Raw genomic sequence first — 17,858 nt, 5'->3', positions numbered from 1 at the left:
GGAGCGCCGTGCTCACCGGTCGTCCCCGTGCTCGGCGGACCAGCGCGCGATCTTCTCGAGGCCGTCGACGAACCGGATGGACGGGTTGAGCTCGGCGCCGTGCAGCGCGACGAACCGGTGGTTCCGGACCGCGTCGAGGTCCTTCGTCAGCGGGTCGTGCTCGAGGAAGGCGATCTTGTCGTCGAGCCGGTCGCCGGGGAACCGGTCGCGCTGGAGGTCTCCGAGCACGATCACCTGCGGGTCGGCGGCGACCACCTGCTCCCACCCGACCGCGGGCCAGTCGTCGCGCGACGACCGGAACACGTTGTCGAGTCCGGTCTCGTCGGCCAGGAGCTGCCCCGACCCGAGACCGCCCGCGACGTAGGGCGTCTTCGTGTCGGCGAACCAGAAGAACGCCCGCTGGCCGTCGAGGTCGGTGCGCGCGGTGGCGGCCTCGGCGCGGGCGCGCAGCTCGGCCACCAGGGCGTCGCCGCGGCGCTGCACGTCGAACACCTCGGCGAGGTCGTGGATCTCGCGGTAGAGCTGCGCGGTGGTGAGGGCCTGTGTGCGCTTGCCGCCGCCGTTGATGCTGACGTCGCCCTCGCAGTCGGTCGGGGACAGGTACGAGCCGATGCCGGTCTCGGCGAGGCGCGCACGGCTCGCGACACCGCCCTGCCCGTAGTGGCGGCCGAACGACGCGGTCACGAAGTCGGGCCGTGCGTCGAGCAGCACCTCGTAGGTGGGGGCGTTGTCGGACAGCCGGGGGACCCGCTCGTTCGCGGCGGCCAGGCTCGGCAGGACCGGGTCGGTCCACGAGGCGGTGCCCACCATCCGGTCCGCGAGGCCGAGGGACAGCAGGATCTCGGTGGAGTTCTGGTCGAGCGACACGATGCGCTGCGGGGCGGACTCGACGGTGACCCGCCGGCCGCAGTCCTCGATCGTGAGCGGGTAGGACGTGGTGCCCTCGCCGGCCGTCGCGGTGCCGGTCGCCTGCGGGACCGCCTCGGAGGCACCGCAGCCGGTGAGCGCGAGGAGCGCGAGGGCGACGACGCCGGCGACGAGTGGTGGGCGGGCAGCGCGGGACCGGAGCACGTGGAGCACGAAGGAGAGGCTAACCTAACCTCGCGCTCGACGACACGTCACCGATCGGCCCCCGCACGCCGGGGACGGTGGCGCACGGCATGATCGTCGGGTGCACCTCGTCCTCCACCGCGTCGACGGCGGCGTCACCGCGACGCCCCTGACCGACGCGGGGGAGTCGGCCGGTGCGCCGACCCGCCTGGACGAGCCGCGCCTCCCGGCCTTCGTCGCGGCCCACGACGGACCGGACGTGCGCTGGGTCTGGGACGACACCGCGCGCTGGTACCCGGCCGTCCTCGCGGCCGGCGGCCGCGTCGGCCGCTGCACCGACCTGCGGCTGACCCGCCGCATCCTGCGGCACGCGCTCGCGACGCGGGGCACGGCGCTCGTCGCGGCCCCCGCGGACACCTGGGACGGACCCGGTCTGGAGGCGCGGGTCACCCGCCCGACGCAGGCCCGGCTGTTCGACGACGCGCTCTTCACCGTCGCGCCCCCGGACGACGACGCCGATCCGGTCGTCGAGCTGCGCGCGCAGCTCGACGCGGTGGCCGCGTCGACGACGCCCGGAGCGCTCCGGCTGCTCACGACGGCGGAGTCCGCGGGCGCGCTCGTCGCCGCCGAGGTGCTGCACGCCGGCCTGCCGTGGCGGCGGGACGTGCACGAGCGGCTGCTCGAGGACGCGCTCGGACCGCGGGTGCCGCCCGGGGTGCGGCCGCGTCGGCTCGAGGAGCTCGCGGTCGAGCTGCGGGAAGCCCTGGGCGACCCCGCGCTCAACCCGGACTCGCCCACCGACGTGCTCCGGGCGCTGCGGGCGGCCGGGCTCGCGGTGACGAGCACGCGCAAGTGGGAGCTGCAGGAGCTCGACCACCCGGTGATCGCCCCGCTGCTCGAGTACAAGCGTCTGTCCCGCCTGCTGACCGCCAACGGGTGGGCGTGGCTCGACGAGTGGGTCCAGGACGGTCGGTTCCACCCGCGGTACGTCGTCGGCGGGGTCGTCACCGGGCGCTGGGCGGCGGACGGTGGCGGAGCGATGCAGCTGCCGCGGACCGTCCGCGCCGCCGTGGTCGCCGACGAGGGCTGGGCGTTCGTCGTCGCCGACGCCGCCCAGCTCGAACCGCGCGTCCTCGCCGCGATGGCCGGCGACCGGGCGATGGCGACCGCGGGGGACGGGCGCGACCTGTACGACGGCGTCGTCGCCTCGGGGGCCGTCGAGACGCGGCAGCAGGCCAAGGGGGCGATGCTCGGCGCGATGTACGGCGCGACGCAGGGCGACGCAGGACGGCTCGTGCCCCGCCTGGCCCGGGCGTTCCCGGCGGCGCTCGGCCTGGTCGACCGTGCGGCCCGGGCGGGGGAGCGCGGCGAGCCCGTGACGACGCTGCTCGGCCGGACGTCGCCCGTCCCCGACGAGGCCTGGTTCGCCGCGCGCAACCGGGCGTGGTCGGTCGAGGGCACCACGGCGCAGCAGCGGGCCGTCGAGTCGCGGTCGCGGAGCTGGGGCCGGTTCACCCGCAACTTCGTGGTGCAGGGCACGGCGGCGGAGTGGGCGCTCGCGTGGATGGGGTCGCTGCGGGCACGGCTCGCCGCGCGGTTCCCCGGGCCGGTGACGGCCGGGCCGCACCTGGTGTTCTTCGTGCACGACGAGATCGTGGTGCACACGCCGGTCGAGCACGCCGCGTGGGTGGCCGAGCAGGTCCGGGCCGCGGCGGAGGAGGCCGGGCGGCTGCTGTTCCGGGACTTCCCGATCGTGTTCCCGCTGTCGGTGTCGACCGTGCGGGACTACGGCTCGGCCAAGGACTGACGGCCGGTCCGAGCGATCGCGGTTGCGGACGGCGGGTCGTGCCCGTGCGCTCGCGGGTGCGTCGTGCCCGAGCGCTCGCAGGTGTGTGCGTGCAGGGTGGGGCGATGCAGCGAGCGGAGCACGAGGAGCCGGACCGGCCCGTCCGCGCGGTCGCCCGGCAGGCCGAGCAGGCGGAGCGGGCCTCGGTGGACGTCGACCGGCACGTCGGCACGGTCGACCTGACGTCCTGGCGGTCCCGCGCCGGGCACGCCACCGCCGAGGCCTGGGCCGCTGCCGGACGCCGCTACGGCGCGCTCCCGGTGCTCGTGCTGACGCTGCTCGTCGGGATCGGCGTCGCCGTGACCGCGACGTGGGCGGCCTCCGAGGTCTACGACGCCGTCCGCGCCTCCGACGACGTCGCCGTGCTCGACCGGCCGGTGCTCGACTGGATGCTCACGCTGCGCTCCCCGTTCGCCGACCGCGCGGTCACGTGGTGGACCGACATCGCGGGGACGATCGGGATGCCGATCGTCGCCGTCGGCTTCCTCGTCGGGTTCACCGTGCAGCGCCGCGCCTGGACGCCGTTCGTGCTGCTCGTCGCCGCGAGCGGAGGGTCGCTCCTCATGACGATCGCCGGCAAGGACCTCGTCGGGCGGGCACGTCCCCCGCTGTCCGACGCCGTGCCGCCGTACGAGCACTCGCCGTCGTTCCCGTCCGGGCACACGCTCAACGCCACCGTGGTGGTCGGCACGATCGTCTACCTGCTCATCCTGCGCCAGTCCCGCACCGTGACCCGGGTGTGGACGATCGTCGTCGGCACCCTGTTCGTGCTGTCCGTCGGCGTCTCGCGGGTGTTCCTCGGGCACCACTGGACCACCGACGTCCTGGCGGCGTGGGCACTCGGCCTCGCCTGGCTGGCCCTCGTGGTGACCGCGCACCGGCTCTACCTGACCGCCCTGCACCGCGGCGCGGACCCGGTCCGCCGCTGAGCGTGGTCAGGCGGCCACGGTAGGTTCCGAGGCATGGCAGATCGGCTCTTCGGCGGCAGGTACCGCGTCACGGGAACCCTCGGACACGGGGGCATGGCATCGGTGTACCGGGCCGTCGACGAGCAGCTCGGACGCGAGGTCGCCGTCAAGGTGTTCCGCATCGGCGCGGTGGACCACGGCGAGCGTGCCCGTGCCGAGGCCGAGATGCACACCCTCGCCGCGCTCCGCAGCCCCGCGCTCGTGACCCTGTACGACGCCGCGCTCGACGACGTCGACGGCGACTCGTACCTGGTGATGGAGCTCGTCCCCGGCAGCGACCTCGACACCCGCCTGCGCGAGGGGCCGCTCGACCCGGGGACGACCGCCCGCGTCGGGGCCCAGGTGGCCGACGGCCTGGCGGCGGTGCACGCGCAGGGCATCGTCCACCGCGACGTGAAGCCCGCGAACGTGCTGCTCGAGAGCGACGGGGAGCACGTCAAGCTCGCCGACTTCGGCATCGCCCTGCTCCGCGACGCCGCCCGGGTCACCGGCACCGGCACCGTGATCGGCACGGCCGCCTACATCTCGCCCGAGCAGGTCACGGGCCGCGAGGTCACCGGCAAGGCCGACGTGTACGCCCTCGGCCTCGTGCTGCTCCAGTGCCTGACCGGGGAGCGGCCCTTCCCGGGCAGCGCGGTGGAGTCGGCGACCGCACGGCTGACCCGCGGGCCGGAGATCGACCAGCACCTGCCGACCGCGTGGCGCACGCTGCTGCACGTGATGACGGCGCAGGACCCCGCCGAGCGGCCCACCGCGGCCGAGGCGGCCCAGCGGCTCCGTGCCCTCGGCCGTGACGACGCCGCTCCGGCGACGCAGCTGCTGCCCGGCGGACCCGGGACCATGACGCGCGCCGCCGCCGGAGCCGCCGGTGCCGCTGCCGGTGCTGCCGGTGCCGCACTCGGATTCGGCGCAGACCCCGCCCACGGCGACGCGGCGACCCAGGCGATGGCGACGCCCGGTGCGCCGGACACCGCGACGCGCGCGTACGACCGCACGGCGGTGCTCGGGCAGAGCGGTGCCGGTCGTCCGGCCGGTGCGGGCTCGGGCGGGCAGGACGACGTCGCCACGACGATCCTCGGGACGCAGGGAGCTCGGGGCGGTGCGGGCGCGGGTGCGGGTGCCGGTGCCGGTGCCGGTGCCGCGGGCGGTGCTGCCGGGGGACGCGGCTCGGGTGCGGGCGGCGCGGGTCGGGACGCGGACGGCTCGGGCCGCCGACGTGGTCTCGTGATCGCGGCCGTCGTGGTCGGGCTCCTCGTGCTCGCGGGCATCGGGATCGCCCTGTTCGCGTCGGGTCGTGACGGCAGCACCCCGGCCCCGACGGAGTCGAGCCAGCCCGCCAGCCCGTCCTCGGAGCCCACGAGCGGCACCGACGACGAGCCGAGCGAGCCCGCCGAGCAGCAGCCGAGCGAGCCCGAGGAGCAGCCCAGCGAGCCGGCGCAGCAGGAACCGAGCGAGCCCGCGCAGCAGGAGCCGAGCCAGCCCGCCGACGACCCGACCGTGGGCCCGCAGCCCGGCGGTCCGGCGTCGAACCCCGTGCAGGCACCGCAGGGCGGCACCGGGACCGGACCCGGCAGCGGCGGACCCGGGGCGACCGGCGGCAAGGGCAAGGACAAGGGCGCGGGTGCCGTGGACACCACGAGCGACAAGCGCGCACGGACGGGCACCGACTCCGGAACCGTCACCGGGACGGACAGCGCCGCGGTGCCGTCGACCGCGCCCGCCATCGGCTGAGACGCTCCGCGACGGCGACCTCCCGGCGTCCACCAAGCGACCGCGGGCATGCTCGTCCGCATGTCGTTCGCGAACTCCTTCGACCCGTCCGGTGGCCGCGCGATCCCGGAGGACGAGGTGACGGAGGACGGCCTCGAGCTCGACGCGGACACCGCGGCCGCGCTGGGGATCTCGTTCGACGTCGTCGGCGGCGCCACGGCGGACCCGACCCGGGTGTCCCCGGTGGACGTCGACGTGCCGAGCGCGCCCACCGAGGACTGAGCAGGCGACGCCGGCCACCCCGACCGGCGCCCCACCGAGCGCCTCGGGGAGCTCAGCGGCTCAGGGGACGGTGTGCCCCGCCGCCGTGAAGATCCGGTACCACTCCTCGCGCGACAGCACGACGTCCGACCCGGCCGCGGCCTCCCGGACGCGCTGGGGGTTCGTCGTGCCGAGCACCACCTGGAAGTGCGCGGGGTGCCGGGTGATCCACGCCACCGCGATGCCGGTCGGGGTCACCCCGTGGGCCGCGGCGACCTCGTCGAGCACGTCGTTCAGCTCGGCGTACTGCTCCCGGTCGCCCAGGAACACCCCGTCGAAGAAGCCCTTCTGGAACGGCGACCAGGCCTGCAGCGTGATCCCGTTCATCCGCGCGTGGTTGAGGACGTCGTTGTCCCGGTCGACGGACTGGTCGAGCCCGCCCATGTTCGCGGCGACGCCCTGCGCGATGACGTTCGCGTGCGTGATGCTCAGCTGCACCTGGTTGAACGCGAGCGGCTGCCGGACCGACTGCTTCAGCAGCTCGACCTGGCCGGGGGTGTGGTTCGAGACGCCGAAGTGGTGCACCTTGCCGGCGGCGTGCAGCTCGTCGAACGCGCGGGCGACCTCCTCCGGCTCGACCAGGGCGTCGGGGCGGTGCAGGAGCAGGACGTCGACGTAGTCCGTGCGCAGGGCCTCGAGCGAGTCGTGCACCGACTCGACGATGTGCTCGTACGAGAAGTCGAAGTACCCCTGCCGGATGCCGACCTTGGTCTGCAGCTGGATCGCCTCGCGCTCGGAGGACGACAGCGTGACGGCCTCGCCGAAGCGGGCCTCGCAGCCGTGCCAGCCGCCGTAGATCGCGGCGTGGTCGAACATCGTGACGCCGGCGTCCCGGGAGGCGGCGTAGAGCGACCGGATCTCCTCGTCGCTCATGTCGGTGATCCGCATGAGCCCGACGACGACGTCGGACGCGGTGAGGTCGGTCTGTGGCAACTCCAGTGTCTTCACGCGCCCGATCCTGCCAGGGGCGCACCGGACCAGGCAGGCCCTGTCGGTGCCACCGACGTCGCGGGGACACCGGGCGCACCGGCGCGACCGGGGGCGGACGGCAGGCGCGTGGCGGTCGGGCACCGCGCCTCCCGTCCGACGGGTGGCCAGGGGCGGACGGGAGGCGCGTGGCGGCCGGGCACTGCGCCTCCCGTCCGACGCGTCAGCGGTCCGTCAGCGCGCCCCGACGTGCGCCGGGGCGAGCAGGCCCAGGTACGTCAGGTCGTCCGCGACCTTGCTGATGAGCGCGTGGTCGAGCGGCGGGATCTCCGGCGAGCCGAGCGGCCGGACGTCGCGGACCGCGGCGGCGAAGTCGTCGGCGGGGATCGACGAGTCGGCGTGCGGCGCCTCCGGTGCGGCGAACGCGTGCAGGAGCGGCAGGACCGAGCGTGCACGGTCCTCCTCCGGCAGTGCCGTGAGGGCGTCCCGGAACCGCGTGACCCACTCGGCGTGGTCGGCGACCCGCTCGACCGGGTGCCCGTCCTCGACGAGCCAGTCGACGAAGGTGTCGAGCGAGACGCCGTCGTCGTGCGGGTTCACGACGTTGAACGTCCGGTACCCCTCGGTGACCGCGGCGCCGATCGCGTCGATCGCGGCGGCCGTGAAGTCCGCCGGCAGCCCGTCGTAGTGCGAGCGCTGCCGACCGCCGTCCGGGGCGGGCTGCACGAACGACGCCGGGGCGAGCCCGGTCGCCAGCACGCTCCAGACCAGCCGGGTGAACACGTCGGGCAGGTTCACCTGGCCGCGCCACCGCGGGTGCGCCAGGACCATGTCCGAGCGGAACACCGCGACCGGCACGCCGTACCGCTCGTGCGCGTCGTGGAGCAGCACCTCGCTCGCCCACTTGCTCGCGCCGTAGCCGTTCGCGTACTCGTCGGCGATCGTCCACGTCGGGATCGTCGTCCGGACGTCGGCGCGTTCGAGCAGCGCCGCGGGGACGTCGGGTGCGACGTCCTCGGTGGCGCTCGGGCGGGCACCACCGGCGACCGCGACGCTCGACACGAACGTCACGGGTACGCTCCCGGCGGCGATCGCGAGGCGCAGGACCTCGGCGGTGCCGACGACGTTCGGGCCGAACAGCGCCGTGTAGGGCAGCACGTGGTTCACGAGCGCGGCGACGTGCGCGACGAGGTCCACCCGCGCCGCGAGGTCGTGCCACCGGCCCTCGTCGAGTCCGAGCAGGTGCTCGCTGACGTCGCCGGCGACGACCTCGAGCGCCCCGCCGAGCTCCGCGAAGCGCGCGGCGAAGGCGGGGTCGGCGGTGAACGCGGCCTCGAGTCGGCGGCGGGCGTCGGCGTCGTCGGCACCGCGGACCAGGCAGACGAGGGTGCCGCCGACGGGGGCCAGCCGCTCCAGCCAGTCGATCGCGGTGAAGCGGCCGAGGTAGCCGTTCGCGCCGGTGAGCAGGACCGTGCGGGGCGTGGTGCCGGCGCCGGTGCCCGCGCTGGTGTCTGGGTCGGTGCTGGTGCTGGTGCTGGTGGGGCCCTGTCCTTCGCTCGTGGCCCGGGTGACCGGTTCGGGCACCGTGCCGAGCAGGCGGTCGAGGCGCAGGTCCTCCGCGCGCAGCACGGTCGGGTCGGCACCGTGCACGCGCGTCACGGTCGGTCGGTCCTCGGCGGCGGTGCGCTCGACGTACGCGGCCACGGCGGCGAGGTCGTTCGTCGGGTCGGTGATGACGCCGACGGGGACCTCGGCCTCGAACACGTCCTCGAGGATCCCCGAGAACGTCAGCGCGGACAGCGAGTCCCCGCCGAGGTCCGAGAAGCGTGCGGCCGCGGCGGTCTCGGTGGACACCTCGGCGCCGAGGAACTCGCGAGCGGCCCGGACCACGGTGTCGACCGTCGGCTCGTCCGCCACGTGTTCCCGGAGCGCGGCGACGAGGATGCCGCTCTGCTGCTCGGCGACGGCGTCGTACACGGCGGCGAAGCGCTCGCCGTACCGCTCGGTGAAGCGCGGGCGGAGGAGCTTCCGGGCGTCGGAGAGCATGCCGTTCTCGACCGTGAAGGGGTCCGGCTCGACGATCACGCCGCGGGGGACCTCGTACGGGGCGAGACCGTTCTCGCGCGCGGTGCGCTGCAGGGCGGCGAGGACGTCGTGCTCGGTCGCAGCCGGGTCCTCGGGGACGACCACGGCGAGCAGGAACGCGTGCCGGCTGTCGCCGTGCAGGGCGACCTGGCGGACCTCGGGCGTGCCGCCGTACACCGCCTCGAGCGCAGCGACGGCGACGAACTCGCCCTGCGACAGCTTGATGACGTTGTTCCGGCGGTCGAGGTACTCGTAGGTGTCCGGTCCGGTCTGCGCCATGACGTCGCCGGTCCGGTAGAAGCCGTCCTCGTCGAACACCGCGGCGGTGACGTCCGGGCGGCGGAAGTAGCCGGGGATCACGGCCGTGCTCTTCACGAGCAGCTCGCCGCGGGGGTGCGGCCGGTCGGTGACCCGGTAGCCGAGCTCGGGGACGTCGACGAGCTTGTGCTCGGTGACGGGCGGCTGCTGGACGACGCCGTCGCGGAGGATGCTGCCGGCCTCGGTCGAGCCGTACAGGTCGTGCAGGGTCGTGCCGAGGCACCCCTCGATGTACGCGCGCAGCTCGGGGGTGAGCGGGGCGCTCGCGCAGATCGCCTGGCGCACCCGACCGCCGAGGGCACGGACCCGCAGGTCGGCCTGCACGGCGGCGCGGACTGCCGCGGGGTCGGAGTCGGCACCGGCCGCGGCCGTCCGTCGCTGCTCCTCGCGCTCGCCCTCCTGCCGGATCATCTCGGCCACGCGCGGCACGAGGACCAGCTCGGTCGGGGTGTACACGCGCAGGTCGTCGAACAGGGTCGACAGGTCGGTCGAGGTCGCGAGGGCCACCGTCCCGCCCCGGCCGAGGGTCGCGAGCACGGCGGCGCGGCCGGTCAGGTGGCTCATCGGCAGGTAGGCGTAGCCGACGACATCGGCGGCCGGGGCGGCCTCGGCCGGGGCGGTCGTCGCGTCGGGGGCCGCGGGGTCGGGGCGCAGCGCGTGCCACAGCCGCTCGACCATGGCGCGGGTGTACATCGCACCCTTCGGGGTGCCGGTGCTGCCCGACGTGTAGAGCAGGAGCGCGAGCGGGTCCTCGCCCGGCGCGGGCTGCCACGGGGTCGGACGGGGGCGCCCGGCACCGCGGCGCACGAGCGCCTCCAGGGTCGCGGGGGCGGCAGCGGTGTCGCTGCCGTCGCCGTCCGCGCTGCCGGCGCTGTCTCCGCTGCCGTCACCGTCACCGTCCTCGCTGCCGGTGCCGTCGAGCAGCACCGTCCGCACGTCGGCGTCCGTCTCCTCGGTCACCGCCCGGGCCGTCGCCGCGTGCTCCGCCGTGACGCCGAGCCACACGGGCTCGGTCTCGTCGACGATCGCGCGGAGCGCCCCGACGGGTGCGCTCGCCTGCAGCGGCACGCTCACCGCGCCGAGGATCCACGCGGCCAGGTCGAGCGTCAGGAGGTCGGCGGTCGGGGCGCCGAGCACCGCGATCCGGTCCCCGGGCGTGACGGTCTCACCGAGGGCCGCCGCCACCGCGCCCGCCCGCTCCCACAGCTCCCGGTAGCTCGTGTCCGTGACGGTCGCGCCGTCCCGGTGCCGCAGGGCGGGTCGGTCGGCGTGCTGTGCGAACACCGCCTCGACCGAGGTGTCCACGAGCCCCTGCTCGCCCCGTCCCTGCACGTCGTGTGCCTGCACTGGCTGCTCCATCGTTCGTCCCTTCGTCGTTCCGTCGAGCGCGCCCCTGCGCACCCGTCCCGGCGCTCAGCGAGCGCCGTCCCCGCCCCCGTCCGGTGCGTCCCAGCCCGGCACACCCCCGTCCGGCACGTCCCCGCCCGGCACGTCCCGGGCCAGCACCGTCCCCGCCAGCACCGTCCCCCGGTCCACCGCCCACCCGCCCGTGGCTGTGAACGCCGGGCCCCGTCGGGCGGTCGCCACGAAGGTGCCGTCCGGACGCAGCACCACGCGTGCGCCGTCGATCCCGAACCAGCCGCCGTGGGCCGTCGTCCGTGCCTTCGCGACCGCCTCGGACGCGGCGAACAGCACACTGTCCGGACTCTCACCACCGGATCGGCGGAGGGCGTCGAGACCGGCCCGGACGGGCGTGCTGTCGAGGTCCGCGATGCGCTCGAGCACCCCCGCGGGCAGCGGTCGGGCGGGGGTCGCGTCGATGCCGATCCCGGCGTGTTCGACGGACCGACCGACGGCGCACGCGCGGAGTCCGGCGCAGTGCGTGATCGCGCCGACGACACCGTCGGGCCACACGGGTGCGCCGCTCCGTGCGACGGGGATGGACGGCGCGTCGATCCCCGTGGCCGCGCAGGCACGGCGGGCGAGCACACGACCGGTCGTGAACTCCGCGCGACGGGCCGGCAGTGCCGTGGCGACCGCCGTGCGCTCGTCGTCGGTCAGCGGACCGTCGAGGTCGTGGGTCGTGGCGACGACGACCACCGAGGCGGGCAGGAGCGCCGCCCAGGGGTCACGTCGTCGAAGTTGCACATTGCAATCAGACGCCGGTTCCCTCGGAGTCCCCCGGACGGGGCACGTCCCGGGGCGGGGTCGGGCACACGCTCAGGAGCATGGACGGCGACGGCGACGGCGACGGCGACGGCGACGGCGGCGGCGACGGCGGCGGCGACGGCGACGGCGACCGTGCCGGAGCGCGGCGCACCCGATCGGGGCGCCACGCGGGTCTCAGGCGGGCAGCACCGCGACGACCGCGTGGTCGTCCGCCCACGACGCGGTGAGGGTCTGGCCGTCCGGCACCGGCAGCCCGACCACCCGCAGCACGACAAGGTCGCCGTGGTCGGTCCGCACCGTGGTCTCGGTGCCGTCGGTGTGCGCCTCGACCCGGGTCACGGTGGGGGAGTCCGACGCCGAGCCGCTGCCCACCGCCGTCGCCTCCTTGTCGAACGTCCCGGAGCCGTCCGCGCGCTCGAGGTCGGCCTCGTGGCCGCCCGTGACGATCGCCCGGCGCACGACGTCGGCGTAGACCGGGTCGCCCACCGCGTCGTACACCCACCGGCGACCGAGCACCGAGTGGTCCATCTCGGTCACGAGGTGCGCGCCGGCACCCTCGAGCGGCGCACCGCGGTACGTCAACGGCGTGTGCAGCAGTCGGCCGTCCGGGGTCCGCACGACGATCACCTCGACGCCGACCTCGCCCGCAGGGTCGTCGAACCGGAAGCGCGTCACGACCTCGACGGACTCCCCGGCGGACAGCCCGCTCCACGGCTGCGCGGGCAGCCAGGCTGCGAGGGCCTCGGCCTTGGTCGGTCGGAGGGTTGCGTGGTGGATGACGGCCATGTCCCGACGCTACCGAGGACCGCTCACGCTGGCGTGACGGCCCGCCGTCCACACGCTGCGTACGCTGTGGGGGTGCGCGACGACCTCCTCCCCGTGCTCGCCTGCCCCGTCTGCGCCGAGCCGCTCGCCCGCGTCGCGGACGGATCGGTCGGGTGCGCGACGGGTCACCGGTACGACGAGGCGAAGCAGGGCCACCTCACGCTCCTCCCCGCGAAGCGCCGCGCGCTCACGGCGGACACCCCCGCGATGGTCGACGCCCGCGTGCGGTTCCTCGGCCGCGGGCACTACCGGCCCGTCGAGCGGGCGCTCGCCGCGGTCGTCGCCGACGCCACCGCCCCGGGCGTCGTGCTCGACGTCGGGTCCGGTCCCGGGACCTACCTCGCCCACGCGCTCGACGCGGTCGCCGACGACGCGGCCGGCGGTGCTGACGCGCCGGACCCGGACGGGAGGCGCGGCCCGGCCCCGGCAGGGGCCGTCGCGGCCCGCCTCGGGGTCGCGCTGGACCTGTCCGCGGTGGCGATCCGTCGCGCCGCACGGGTGCACGCGCGGGCGGGAGCCGTCGTCGGGGACGTGACCGAGCGCCTCCCGGTCGTCGACGACGCAGCCGCCGTCGTGCTGGACGTGTTCGCGCCGCGCAACCAGCGGGAGTACGCCCGCGTGCTGCACCCGGCGGGGGTCCTGGCGGTGGTGACCCCGCGGCCCGGCCACCTGGCGGAGCTCGCCGAGGCGACGATCGCCGTGGACCCGGAGAAGGAGCGACGGCTGCACGACTCGCTGACGCCGTCGTTCGCGCTGCGGAGCTCGGACGACCTGACGTGGACGATGGACCTGACCGCCGAGGACGTGCACGACGTCGTGCACATGGGGCCGAGCCACCACCACGTCGACCCGGACCAGGCCTTCGCGCCCACGACCGTCACCGCCGCCGTGACGGTCAGCACCTGGACGCCCGCGGGCTGAGGGCCTCCGCGCCGACGGCTTGCGGGCCTGCACACGCCGGCGGAGTGCGGGCCTCCACGTCGACGGAGCAGACGACGTCGGGTCCGCGCTCGGTACCCGACGTCGTCTGCTCCATCCGTGGCCGAACGTCAGGCCTGCGGTGCCGCGACGTCGAGCTGCCAGACGACGCCGAACCGGTCGCGCAGCTGTCCCGCGAGCGGCGCCCACGGCGTCGGTGCGAGGGGCTGGCGCACCTCGGCGCCGTCGGACAGGGCCTCCCAGTAGCGCGTGACCTCGTCCGCGTCGTCACCGTGCACGAAGACGTAGAAGGCGTTCGTGCCCTGGTCGTAGGGCTGGTCCGGCCAGACGTCGAACGCCATGATCCGGAGACCGGCCTCGGTGGTGACCTGGCCGAACACGATGCGGTCGGTCCATGCGGGGTCCTGCGATGCGCCCATCTGGCCGTAGGTCGCGGCGGTCACGGTCCCGCCGAAGACCGTCGCGTAGTGGTCCAGGGCCGCGCGGGCCTGGCCGTCGAAGTTGAGGTGTGTGGTCGTCTCGATGCTCATGGCAGGAGTGTGTCGGGCGTTGCGGTCAGATCGTGACCGCAACCCGGACGAGGATGGAGGCATGTCCGGACCGTCCTCGCGCATGCTGTCGCTGCTCTCCCTGCTGCAGGTGCACCGCGACTGGGCCGGCGACGAACTCGCGACCCGGTTGGCCGTCAGCCCGCGCACGCTCCGCCGCGACGTCGACCGGCTCCGGGACCTCGGGTACCGCGTGGAGTCGGTGCGCGGACCCGCGGGCGGCTACCGGCTCGCCGCCGGTTCGGACCTGCCGCCGCTGCTCTTCGACGACGAGCAGGCCGTCGCGATCGCCCTCGCCCTCGCGGTCGCCCCGGCCTCGGGCGCCGACATCGCCGAGGCCGCGACCCGGGCGCTCGCCACCGTGCGCCAGGTGATGCCCGAACGGCTGCGGAACCGGGTCGACCTGGTGGACGCCGTGGCCGCGCCGGGGCGGACCCGCGTCGACCCCGAGGTGCTCGTCGCCGTCGGTGAGGCCGTCCGCCGCCACGAGGTCCTGCGCTTCGGCTACGGCGAGCGGGACACCCCGCACCGCGTCGAGCCGCACGCGGTCGTCGCGCGGAACGGCCGCTGGTACCTGCTCGCGTGGGACCCCGAGCACGACGACTGGCGCACCTACCGCGTCGACCGGATCGTGCCGCGGATGCCCACCCGGCTGGCGTTCACCCCGCGACCGGTCCCGGGTGGCGACGTCACGGCGTTCGTCTCGGCACGGTTCCGGGGCTCGTCGACCGAGGACGTGTGGCCGTGCACCGGGTCGGTACTCATGACGGCCGCGGACGCCGAGCGGATCGCACCGTTCCTGCCGGAGGACGCCGTCGTCGAGCCCACGGGGGAGGGTCGCCGGCGGGTGACGCTCGGGTCGTGGTCGTGGGACGGACTCGCTGGGGTGCTCGCCGGGACGACGGTGCCGTTCACGGTCGAGGGGCCGGAGGAGCTGCGGGTCGCGGTGGAGGCGCTCGCGGCACGGTTGCTCGACGCCGGTCGTGGCTGATCAGACGGCGCGGGTCTGCCGGGGGTTCCAGAGCGGCTCTTGGAGCCATGCCGGATCTGCACCGGTCGAGCCGACGTCGATCCCGTCGATGTCCGGGAAGGACGACAGGAGTGCCGCCGTCCGCACCTGCCAGTCCTCGTCGGAAGGCACGGCATCGAGCAGATGCGCCAGGACTGCCAAGACCTCGTAGACGCCGAAACGCTTCGGTGCCGATCCGGAACCGAGGTGTGCGAGCGCCGGGACCTGCGCCGCGGTCGGGCGCTTGGGAGCGACGACAAGCTTGCGGTTGAACAACCGCGAGTGGTGGGCAGCGACGTTGCGCACGTAGTTGACGGACGCGAGCCAGCTCCGCATCAACTGTTTCGTCGGAACCGAGAACGCCGCGGCGACTTCGGTGGCGAGATCGTTCCGGAGCCCGCCGTACAGCCGCGACACCTGCCCGAGTTCGAGCAACTCGACGACGACCCAGACGGGCATGTGTCCGTCGTACCGATCGCGGAAGTGCGTCACGAACGACTCATCCGAACGGCCCTTCCGGTCCTCGAGCCGGCCCAGCCACCGCTGGTGTTCGCTGCGCCGGTCGGGGTCCGATCCCGAGGCGGTGAAGGCCGCACTGAATGCTGCTGGATCCTCGTGGGCGAACGGCGACAGCCGACCGAGGACGTGCGCGAGCCTGGTGCGGATAGCGACTTCGACCCGTTCCACGGCCTCGAGGACCAGCAAGCGCAGCGCTCGATCGAAGGCGATCAGTTCGCAGGCGTGGTCGAACCGGGCAGTGACGCGGTACTGCTCCTCGACGACGACCGACGCTCGTCCGCGCTCATCGATCACCGTGTGGGACTGCCGGAGCGGGTAGAGGTAGCCGGTGAGCCGGTAGTACCCCACCTCGTGCAGCACGGCCGCCGCGCGTTCGACGTCCGGGATGACGAGTCCTCGGCGGCGAAGGATCCCGATCTGGTCGTCGATCGACAGCCACGGCTTCGTGTAGGGCACCTCGTCTCCCCCCGGGACAAGAAAATCGGCCCGAGCCGTCAGGCGAGCGGGCCGATCGTGATGCTGCAAGGGTACCAGCGTCGCCCCGGCCTCGGCAACGAGGCTGAGCATCCGCGGCTCGCGCCGCGTCGGTCGTTAGGGCGGCGCATGCGTCCGACAGCAGGCCGTCAGGAACCCGTTAGGACCGGCCTGGAGGCGCGGTGCCGGATCCAGCATCGGTTCCGCACCACACGTGGTGCGGTCAGCGTCACCCGACGCGGACCACGCAGCAACCCTGGAGTCCCTCGTGTTCGACGTCTTCGTCGTCGCCGGTGTCCTCGCCGTGTTCGGTGTGGTGGCACTCATCGCCAAGGGGGTGGAGCGACTGTGATCGTCGTCACCATCGCCGCCGCCGTCCTCGGCATCGCCTCAGTCGTCTACCTGGTGTGGGCCCTGGTCCACCCGGAGCGCTTCTGATGGCCGGCTCCGCCGCCGACACCTGGGCCGGCATCGCCCAGGTCGCGACGCTCGTCCTGCTCCTCGTCGTCTCCTACCGCCCGGTCGGGGACTGGATGGCGCACGTCTACACGCCGACGAAGCACGCCCGCATCGAGCGCGGCGTGTACCGGGTGATCGGGGTCGACCCCGACGCCGAGCAGTCCTGGCCCGCGTACCTGCGGGGCGTGCTGCTGTTCAGCGTCGTCGGGCTCCTCGTCGTCTACCTGCTGCAGCGCATCCAGGTGGTGCTGCCGGGGAACCTCGGGTTGCCGGACGTCGGGCCGTCGCTCGCGTTCAACACGGCGGCGTCGTTCGTCGCGAACACGAACTGGCAGTCCTACTCGCCCGAGGCCACCGTCGGCTACACCGTGCAGATGGCGGGCCTCGCGGTGCAGAACTTCCTGTCCGCCGCGGTCGGCCTCGCCGTCGCCGTCGCCCTGGTCCGCGGGTTCGCCCGCCGGAAGTCGGGCACGCTCGGCAACGTCTGGGTCGACGTCGTGCGCGGCACGGGTCGCCTGCTCCTGCCCGGCGCGTTCGTGTTCGCGCTCGTGCTCGTCGCCGGGGGCGTCGTGCAGTCCTGGGGCGCCGGGATCGACGTCACCACCCTCGCCGGCGGGACGCAGCACATCCCGGACGGCTTCGTCGCGTCGCAGGAGGCGATCAAGGAGCTCGGCACGAACGGTGGCGGCTACTTCAACGCGAACTCGGCGCACCCGTTCGAGAACCCGCAGGCGTGGACGAACCTCGTCGAGGTCTTCCTCATGCTCGTCATCCCGTTCTCGCTCCCGCGCACCTTCGGGCGGCTCGTCGGCGACGGCCGCCAGGGCACCGCGATCCTCGCCGTGATGGGCGCGATCTTCCTCGTGTCGCTCTCGGTGATGTCGATCGCCGAACTCGCCGGCGGCGGCAGCGCCACCCAGGCGGCGGGCGCGGCGATGGAGGGCAAGGAGATGCGGTTCGGCATCCTCGGCACGACCCTCTTCGGCACGACCTCGACCGCGACGTCCACGGGCGCCGTGAACGGCATGTTCGACAGCTTCACGCCGATCGGCGGCATGATGGCGCTCCTCAACATGATGCTCGGCGAGATCAGCCCCGGCGGTGTCGGCTCCGGCCTGTACGGGATGCTCGTGCTCGCGGTCATCACGGTGTTCATCGGCGGGCTCCTCGTCGGTCGCACCCCGGAGTACCTCGGCAAGAAGATCCGCGCCCGCGAGATGACCTTCGCCGCGCTGTACATCCTGGTCACGCCGACCCTGGTGCTGCTCGGCACCGGACTGTCCCTGGTGATCCCGGGCGTCCGTGAGCAGGTCCTCGGCACGAGCCTGTTCAACCCGGGCAACCACGGGCTCTCCGAGTTGCTGTACGCCTTCACCTCGGGCGCGAACAACAACGGGTCGGCGTTCGGTGGGCTCACCGCGAACACCACGTGGATGAACTCCGCGCTCGGCGTCGTGATGCTGCTCGGTCGGTTCATCCCGATCGCGCTCGTCCTGGCGCTCGCCGGGTCGCTCGCCGCCCAGGACAAGGTGCCCGCGACCAGCGGCACGCTGCCCACGCACCGGCCGCTGTTCATCGGCCTGCTCGGTGCGGTCGCCGTGATCGTCACCGCCCTCACCTACTTCCCGGTCCTCGCTCTCGGACCGCTCGCGGAAGCACTCGCCCGATGAACGCCCAGCCGATGTCCGAGG

Annotated in this window: 16 protein-coding genes; 9 read left to right on the top strand and 7 right to left on the bottom strand. The window is 74.4% G+C overall.

From position 1 onward, the window contains the following. Positions 1-12 precede the first annotated feature (12 nt). Positions 13-1,080, bottom strand: a complete 1,068-nt coding sequence (locus QOL15_RS16170; RefSeq protein ID WP_370692415.1) for an ABC transporter substrate-binding protein — start codon at positions 1,078-1,080, stop codon at positions 13-15. 91 nt (positions 1,081-1,171) lie between these two features. Between QOL15_RS16170 and QOL15_RS16165 the strand changes: the two genes are divergently transcribed. The 4 genes from QOL15_RS16165 to QOL15_RS16150 all read left to right on the top strand — a co-directional run bounded on the left by QOL15_RS16165 (position 1,172) and on the right by QOL15_RS16150 (position 5,856). Continuing rightward, positions 1,172-2,857, top strand: coding sequence for a bifunctional 3'-5' exonuclease/DNA polymerase (locus QOL15_RS16165; protein WP_071245975.1), 1,686 nt, complete (start codon positions 1,172-1,174; stop codon positions 2,855-2,857). 104 nt (positions 2,858-2,961) lie between these two features. Continuing rightward, the gene (locus tag QOL15_RS16160) at positions 2,962-3,825 is read left to right on the top strand and encodes a phosphatase PAP2 family protein (RefSeq protein WP_071246215.1); all 864 of its coding nucleotides are present in this window, start codon (positions 2,962-2,964) and stop codon (positions 3,823-3,825) included. 33 nt (positions 3,826-3,858) lie between these two features. Then, positions 3,859-5,595 carry a serine/threonine-protein kinase gene (locus QOL15_RS16155; RefSeq protein ID WP_083393868.1) on the top strand — a complete coding sequence of 579 codons (1,737 nt, stop codon included), beginning with the start codon at positions 3,859-3,861 and terminating at the stop codon, positions 5,593-5,595. Between the two features lie 60 nt (positions 5,596-5,655). Beyond that, a complete protein-coding gene (locus tag QOL15_RS16150) occupies positions 5,656-5,856 on the top strand; it encodes a hypothetical protein (protein ID WP_139197331.1) in 201 nt (66 codons plus the stop codon). A 60-nt stretch (positions 5,857-5,916) separates the two neighbouring features. Here the strand turns inward: QOL15_RS16150 and QOL15_RS16145 are convergent, their stop codons facing one another. The 4 genes from QOL15_RS16145 to QOL15_RS16130 form a co-directional block, all read right to left on the bottom strand. After that, entirely contained in the window at positions 5,917-6,843 is a 927-nt protein-coding gene (locus QOL15_RS16145; RefSeq protein WP_139197333.1) for an aldo/keto reductase family oxidoreductase, read from the bottom strand. 213 nt (positions 6,844-7,056) lie between these two features. Next, positions 7,057-10,584, bottom strand: a complete 3,528-nt coding sequence (gene car, locus QOL15_RS16140) for a carboxylic acid reductase (protein WP_071245982.1) — start codon at positions 10,582-10,584, stop codon at positions 7,057-7,059. A 54-nt stretch (positions 10,585-10,638) separates the two neighbouring features. Next, positions 10,639-11,373: a 4'-phosphopantetheinyl transferase gene (locus tag QOL15_RS16135; protein ID WP_175473799.1), complete on the bottom strand. Its 735-nt coding sequence runs from the start codon at positions 11,371-11,373 to the stop codon at positions 10,639-10,641. 195 nt (positions 11,374-11,568) lie between these two features. Beyond that, positions 11,569-12,180, bottom strand: coding sequence for a hypothetical protein (locus QOL15_RS16130; RefSeq protein WP_071245984.1), 612 nt, complete (start codon positions 12,178-12,180; stop codon positions 11,569-11,571). A 72-nt stretch (positions 12,181-12,252) separates the two neighbouring features. Between QOL15_RS16130 and QOL15_RS16125 the strand changes: the two genes are divergently transcribed. Next, positions 12,253-13,140 carry a putative RNA methyltransferase gene (locus tag QOL15_RS16125; protein WP_083393884.1) on the top strand — a complete coding sequence of 296 codons (888 nt, stop codon included), beginning with the start codon at positions 12,253-12,255 and terminating at the stop codon, positions 13,138-13,140. A 128-nt stretch (positions 13,141-13,268) separates the two neighbouring features. Here the strand turns inward: QOL15_RS16125 and QOL15_RS16120 are convergent, their stop codons facing one another. Then, positions 13,269-13,688 carry a VOC family protein gene (locus QOL15_RS16120; protein ID WP_065964700.1) on the bottom strand — a complete coding sequence of 140 codons (420 nt, stop codon included), beginning with the start codon at positions 13,686-13,688 and terminating at the stop codon, positions 13,269-13,271. 61 nt (positions 13,689-13,749) lie between these two features. On the opposite strand from QOL15_RS16120, the gene QOL15_RS16115 reads away from it, so the two are divergent. Then, positions 13,750-14,697 carry a YafY family protein gene (locus QOL15_RS16115; protein ID WP_071245988.1) on the top strand — a complete coding sequence of 316 codons (948 nt, stop codon included), beginning with the start codon at positions 13,750-13,752 and terminating at the stop codon, positions 14,695-14,697. On the opposite strand, the gene QOL15_RS16110 is transcribed toward QOL15_RS16115, so the two are convergent. Next, positions 14,698-15,801: an Abi family protein gene (locus QOL15_RS16110; protein ID WP_253181720.1), complete on the bottom strand. Its 1,104-nt coding sequence runs from the start codon at positions 15,799-15,801 to the stop codon at positions 14,698-14,700. Positions 15,802-15,922: 121 nt separating this feature from the next. Between QOL15_RS16110 and QOL15_RS16105 the strand changes: the two genes are divergently transcribed. Genes QOL15_RS16105 through kdpA form a run of 3 tightly spaced genes read left to right on the top strand, consistent with a single transcriptional unit; the run spans position 15,923 to position 17,837 of the window. Then, entirely contained in the window at positions 15,923-16,060 is a 138-nt protein-coding gene (locus tag QOL15_RS16105) for a hypothetical protein (RefSeq protein WP_171898837.1), read from the top strand. Then, positions 16,057-16,146 (top strand): potassium-transporting ATPase subunit F, encoded by a 90-nt coding sequence (locus QOL15_RS16100; RefSeq protein ID WP_058729515.1) that lies wholly within the window; start codon positions 16,057-16,059, stop codon positions 16,144-16,146. The genes QOL15_RS16105 and QOL15_RS16100 overlap by 4 nt, the downstream gene beginning before the upstream one ends. Further along, entirely contained in the window at positions 16,146-17,837 is a 1,692-nt protein-coding gene (kdpA, locus tag QOL15_RS16095; protein ID WP_071245989.1) for a potassium-transporting ATPase subunit KdpA, read from the top strand. Before QOL15_RS16100 ends, kdpA begins: the two co-directional genes overlap by 1 nt. The last annotated feature ends 21 nt before the right edge of the window (positions 17,838-17,858 follow it).

It is taken from the genome of Curtobacterium sp. MCBA15_012, assembly GCF_001864935.2.
In the GTDB taxonomy this organism is placed as follows: domain Bacteria; phylum Actinomycetota; class Actinomycetes; order Actinomycetales; family Microbacteriaceae; genus Curtobacterium.
Note: the sequence above shows the minus strand (reverse complement) of the source record. Positions and strands in the feature narration are given on the sequence as shown.

Bases quoted from the DNA above. Each gene is read 5' to 3' on its own strand.
- QOL15_RS16160 (WP_071246215.1), top strand. From the start codon at position 2,962: ATGCAGCGAGCGGAGCACGAGGAGCCGGACCGGCCCGTCCGCGCGGTC.
- QOL15_RS16155 (WP_083393868.1), top strand. From the start codon at position 3,859: ATGGCAGATCGGCTCTTCGGCGGCAGGTACCGCGTCACGGGAACCCTC.
- QOL15_RS16150 (WP_139197331.1), top strand. From the start codon at position 5,656: ATGTCGTTCGCGAACTCCTTCGACCCGTCCGGTGGCCGCGCGATCCCG.
- car (WP_071245982.1), bottom strand. From the start codon at position 10,584: ATGGAGCAGCCAGTGCAGGCACACGACGTGCAGGGACGGGGCGAGCAG.
- QOL15_RS16130 (WP_071245984.1), bottom strand. From the start codon at position 12,180: ATGGCCGTCATCCACCACGCAACCCTCCGACCGACCAAGGCCGAGGCC.
- QOL15_RS16120 (WP_065964700.1), bottom strand. From the start codon at position 13,688: ATGAGCATCGAGACGACCACACACCTCAACTTCGACGGCCAGGCCCGC.
- QOL15_RS16115 (WP_071245988.1), top strand. From the start codon at position 13,750: ATGTCCGGACCGTCCTCGCGCATGCTGTCGCTGCTCTCCCTGCTGCAG.
- QOL15_RS16110 (WP_253181720.1), bottom strand. From the start codon at position 15,801: ATGCTCAGCCTCGTTGCCGAGGCCGGGGCGACGCTGGTACCCTTGCAG.
- kdpA (WP_071245989.1), top strand. From the start codon at position 16,146: ATGGCCGGCTCCGCCGCCGACACCTGGGCCGGCATCGCCCAGGTCGCG.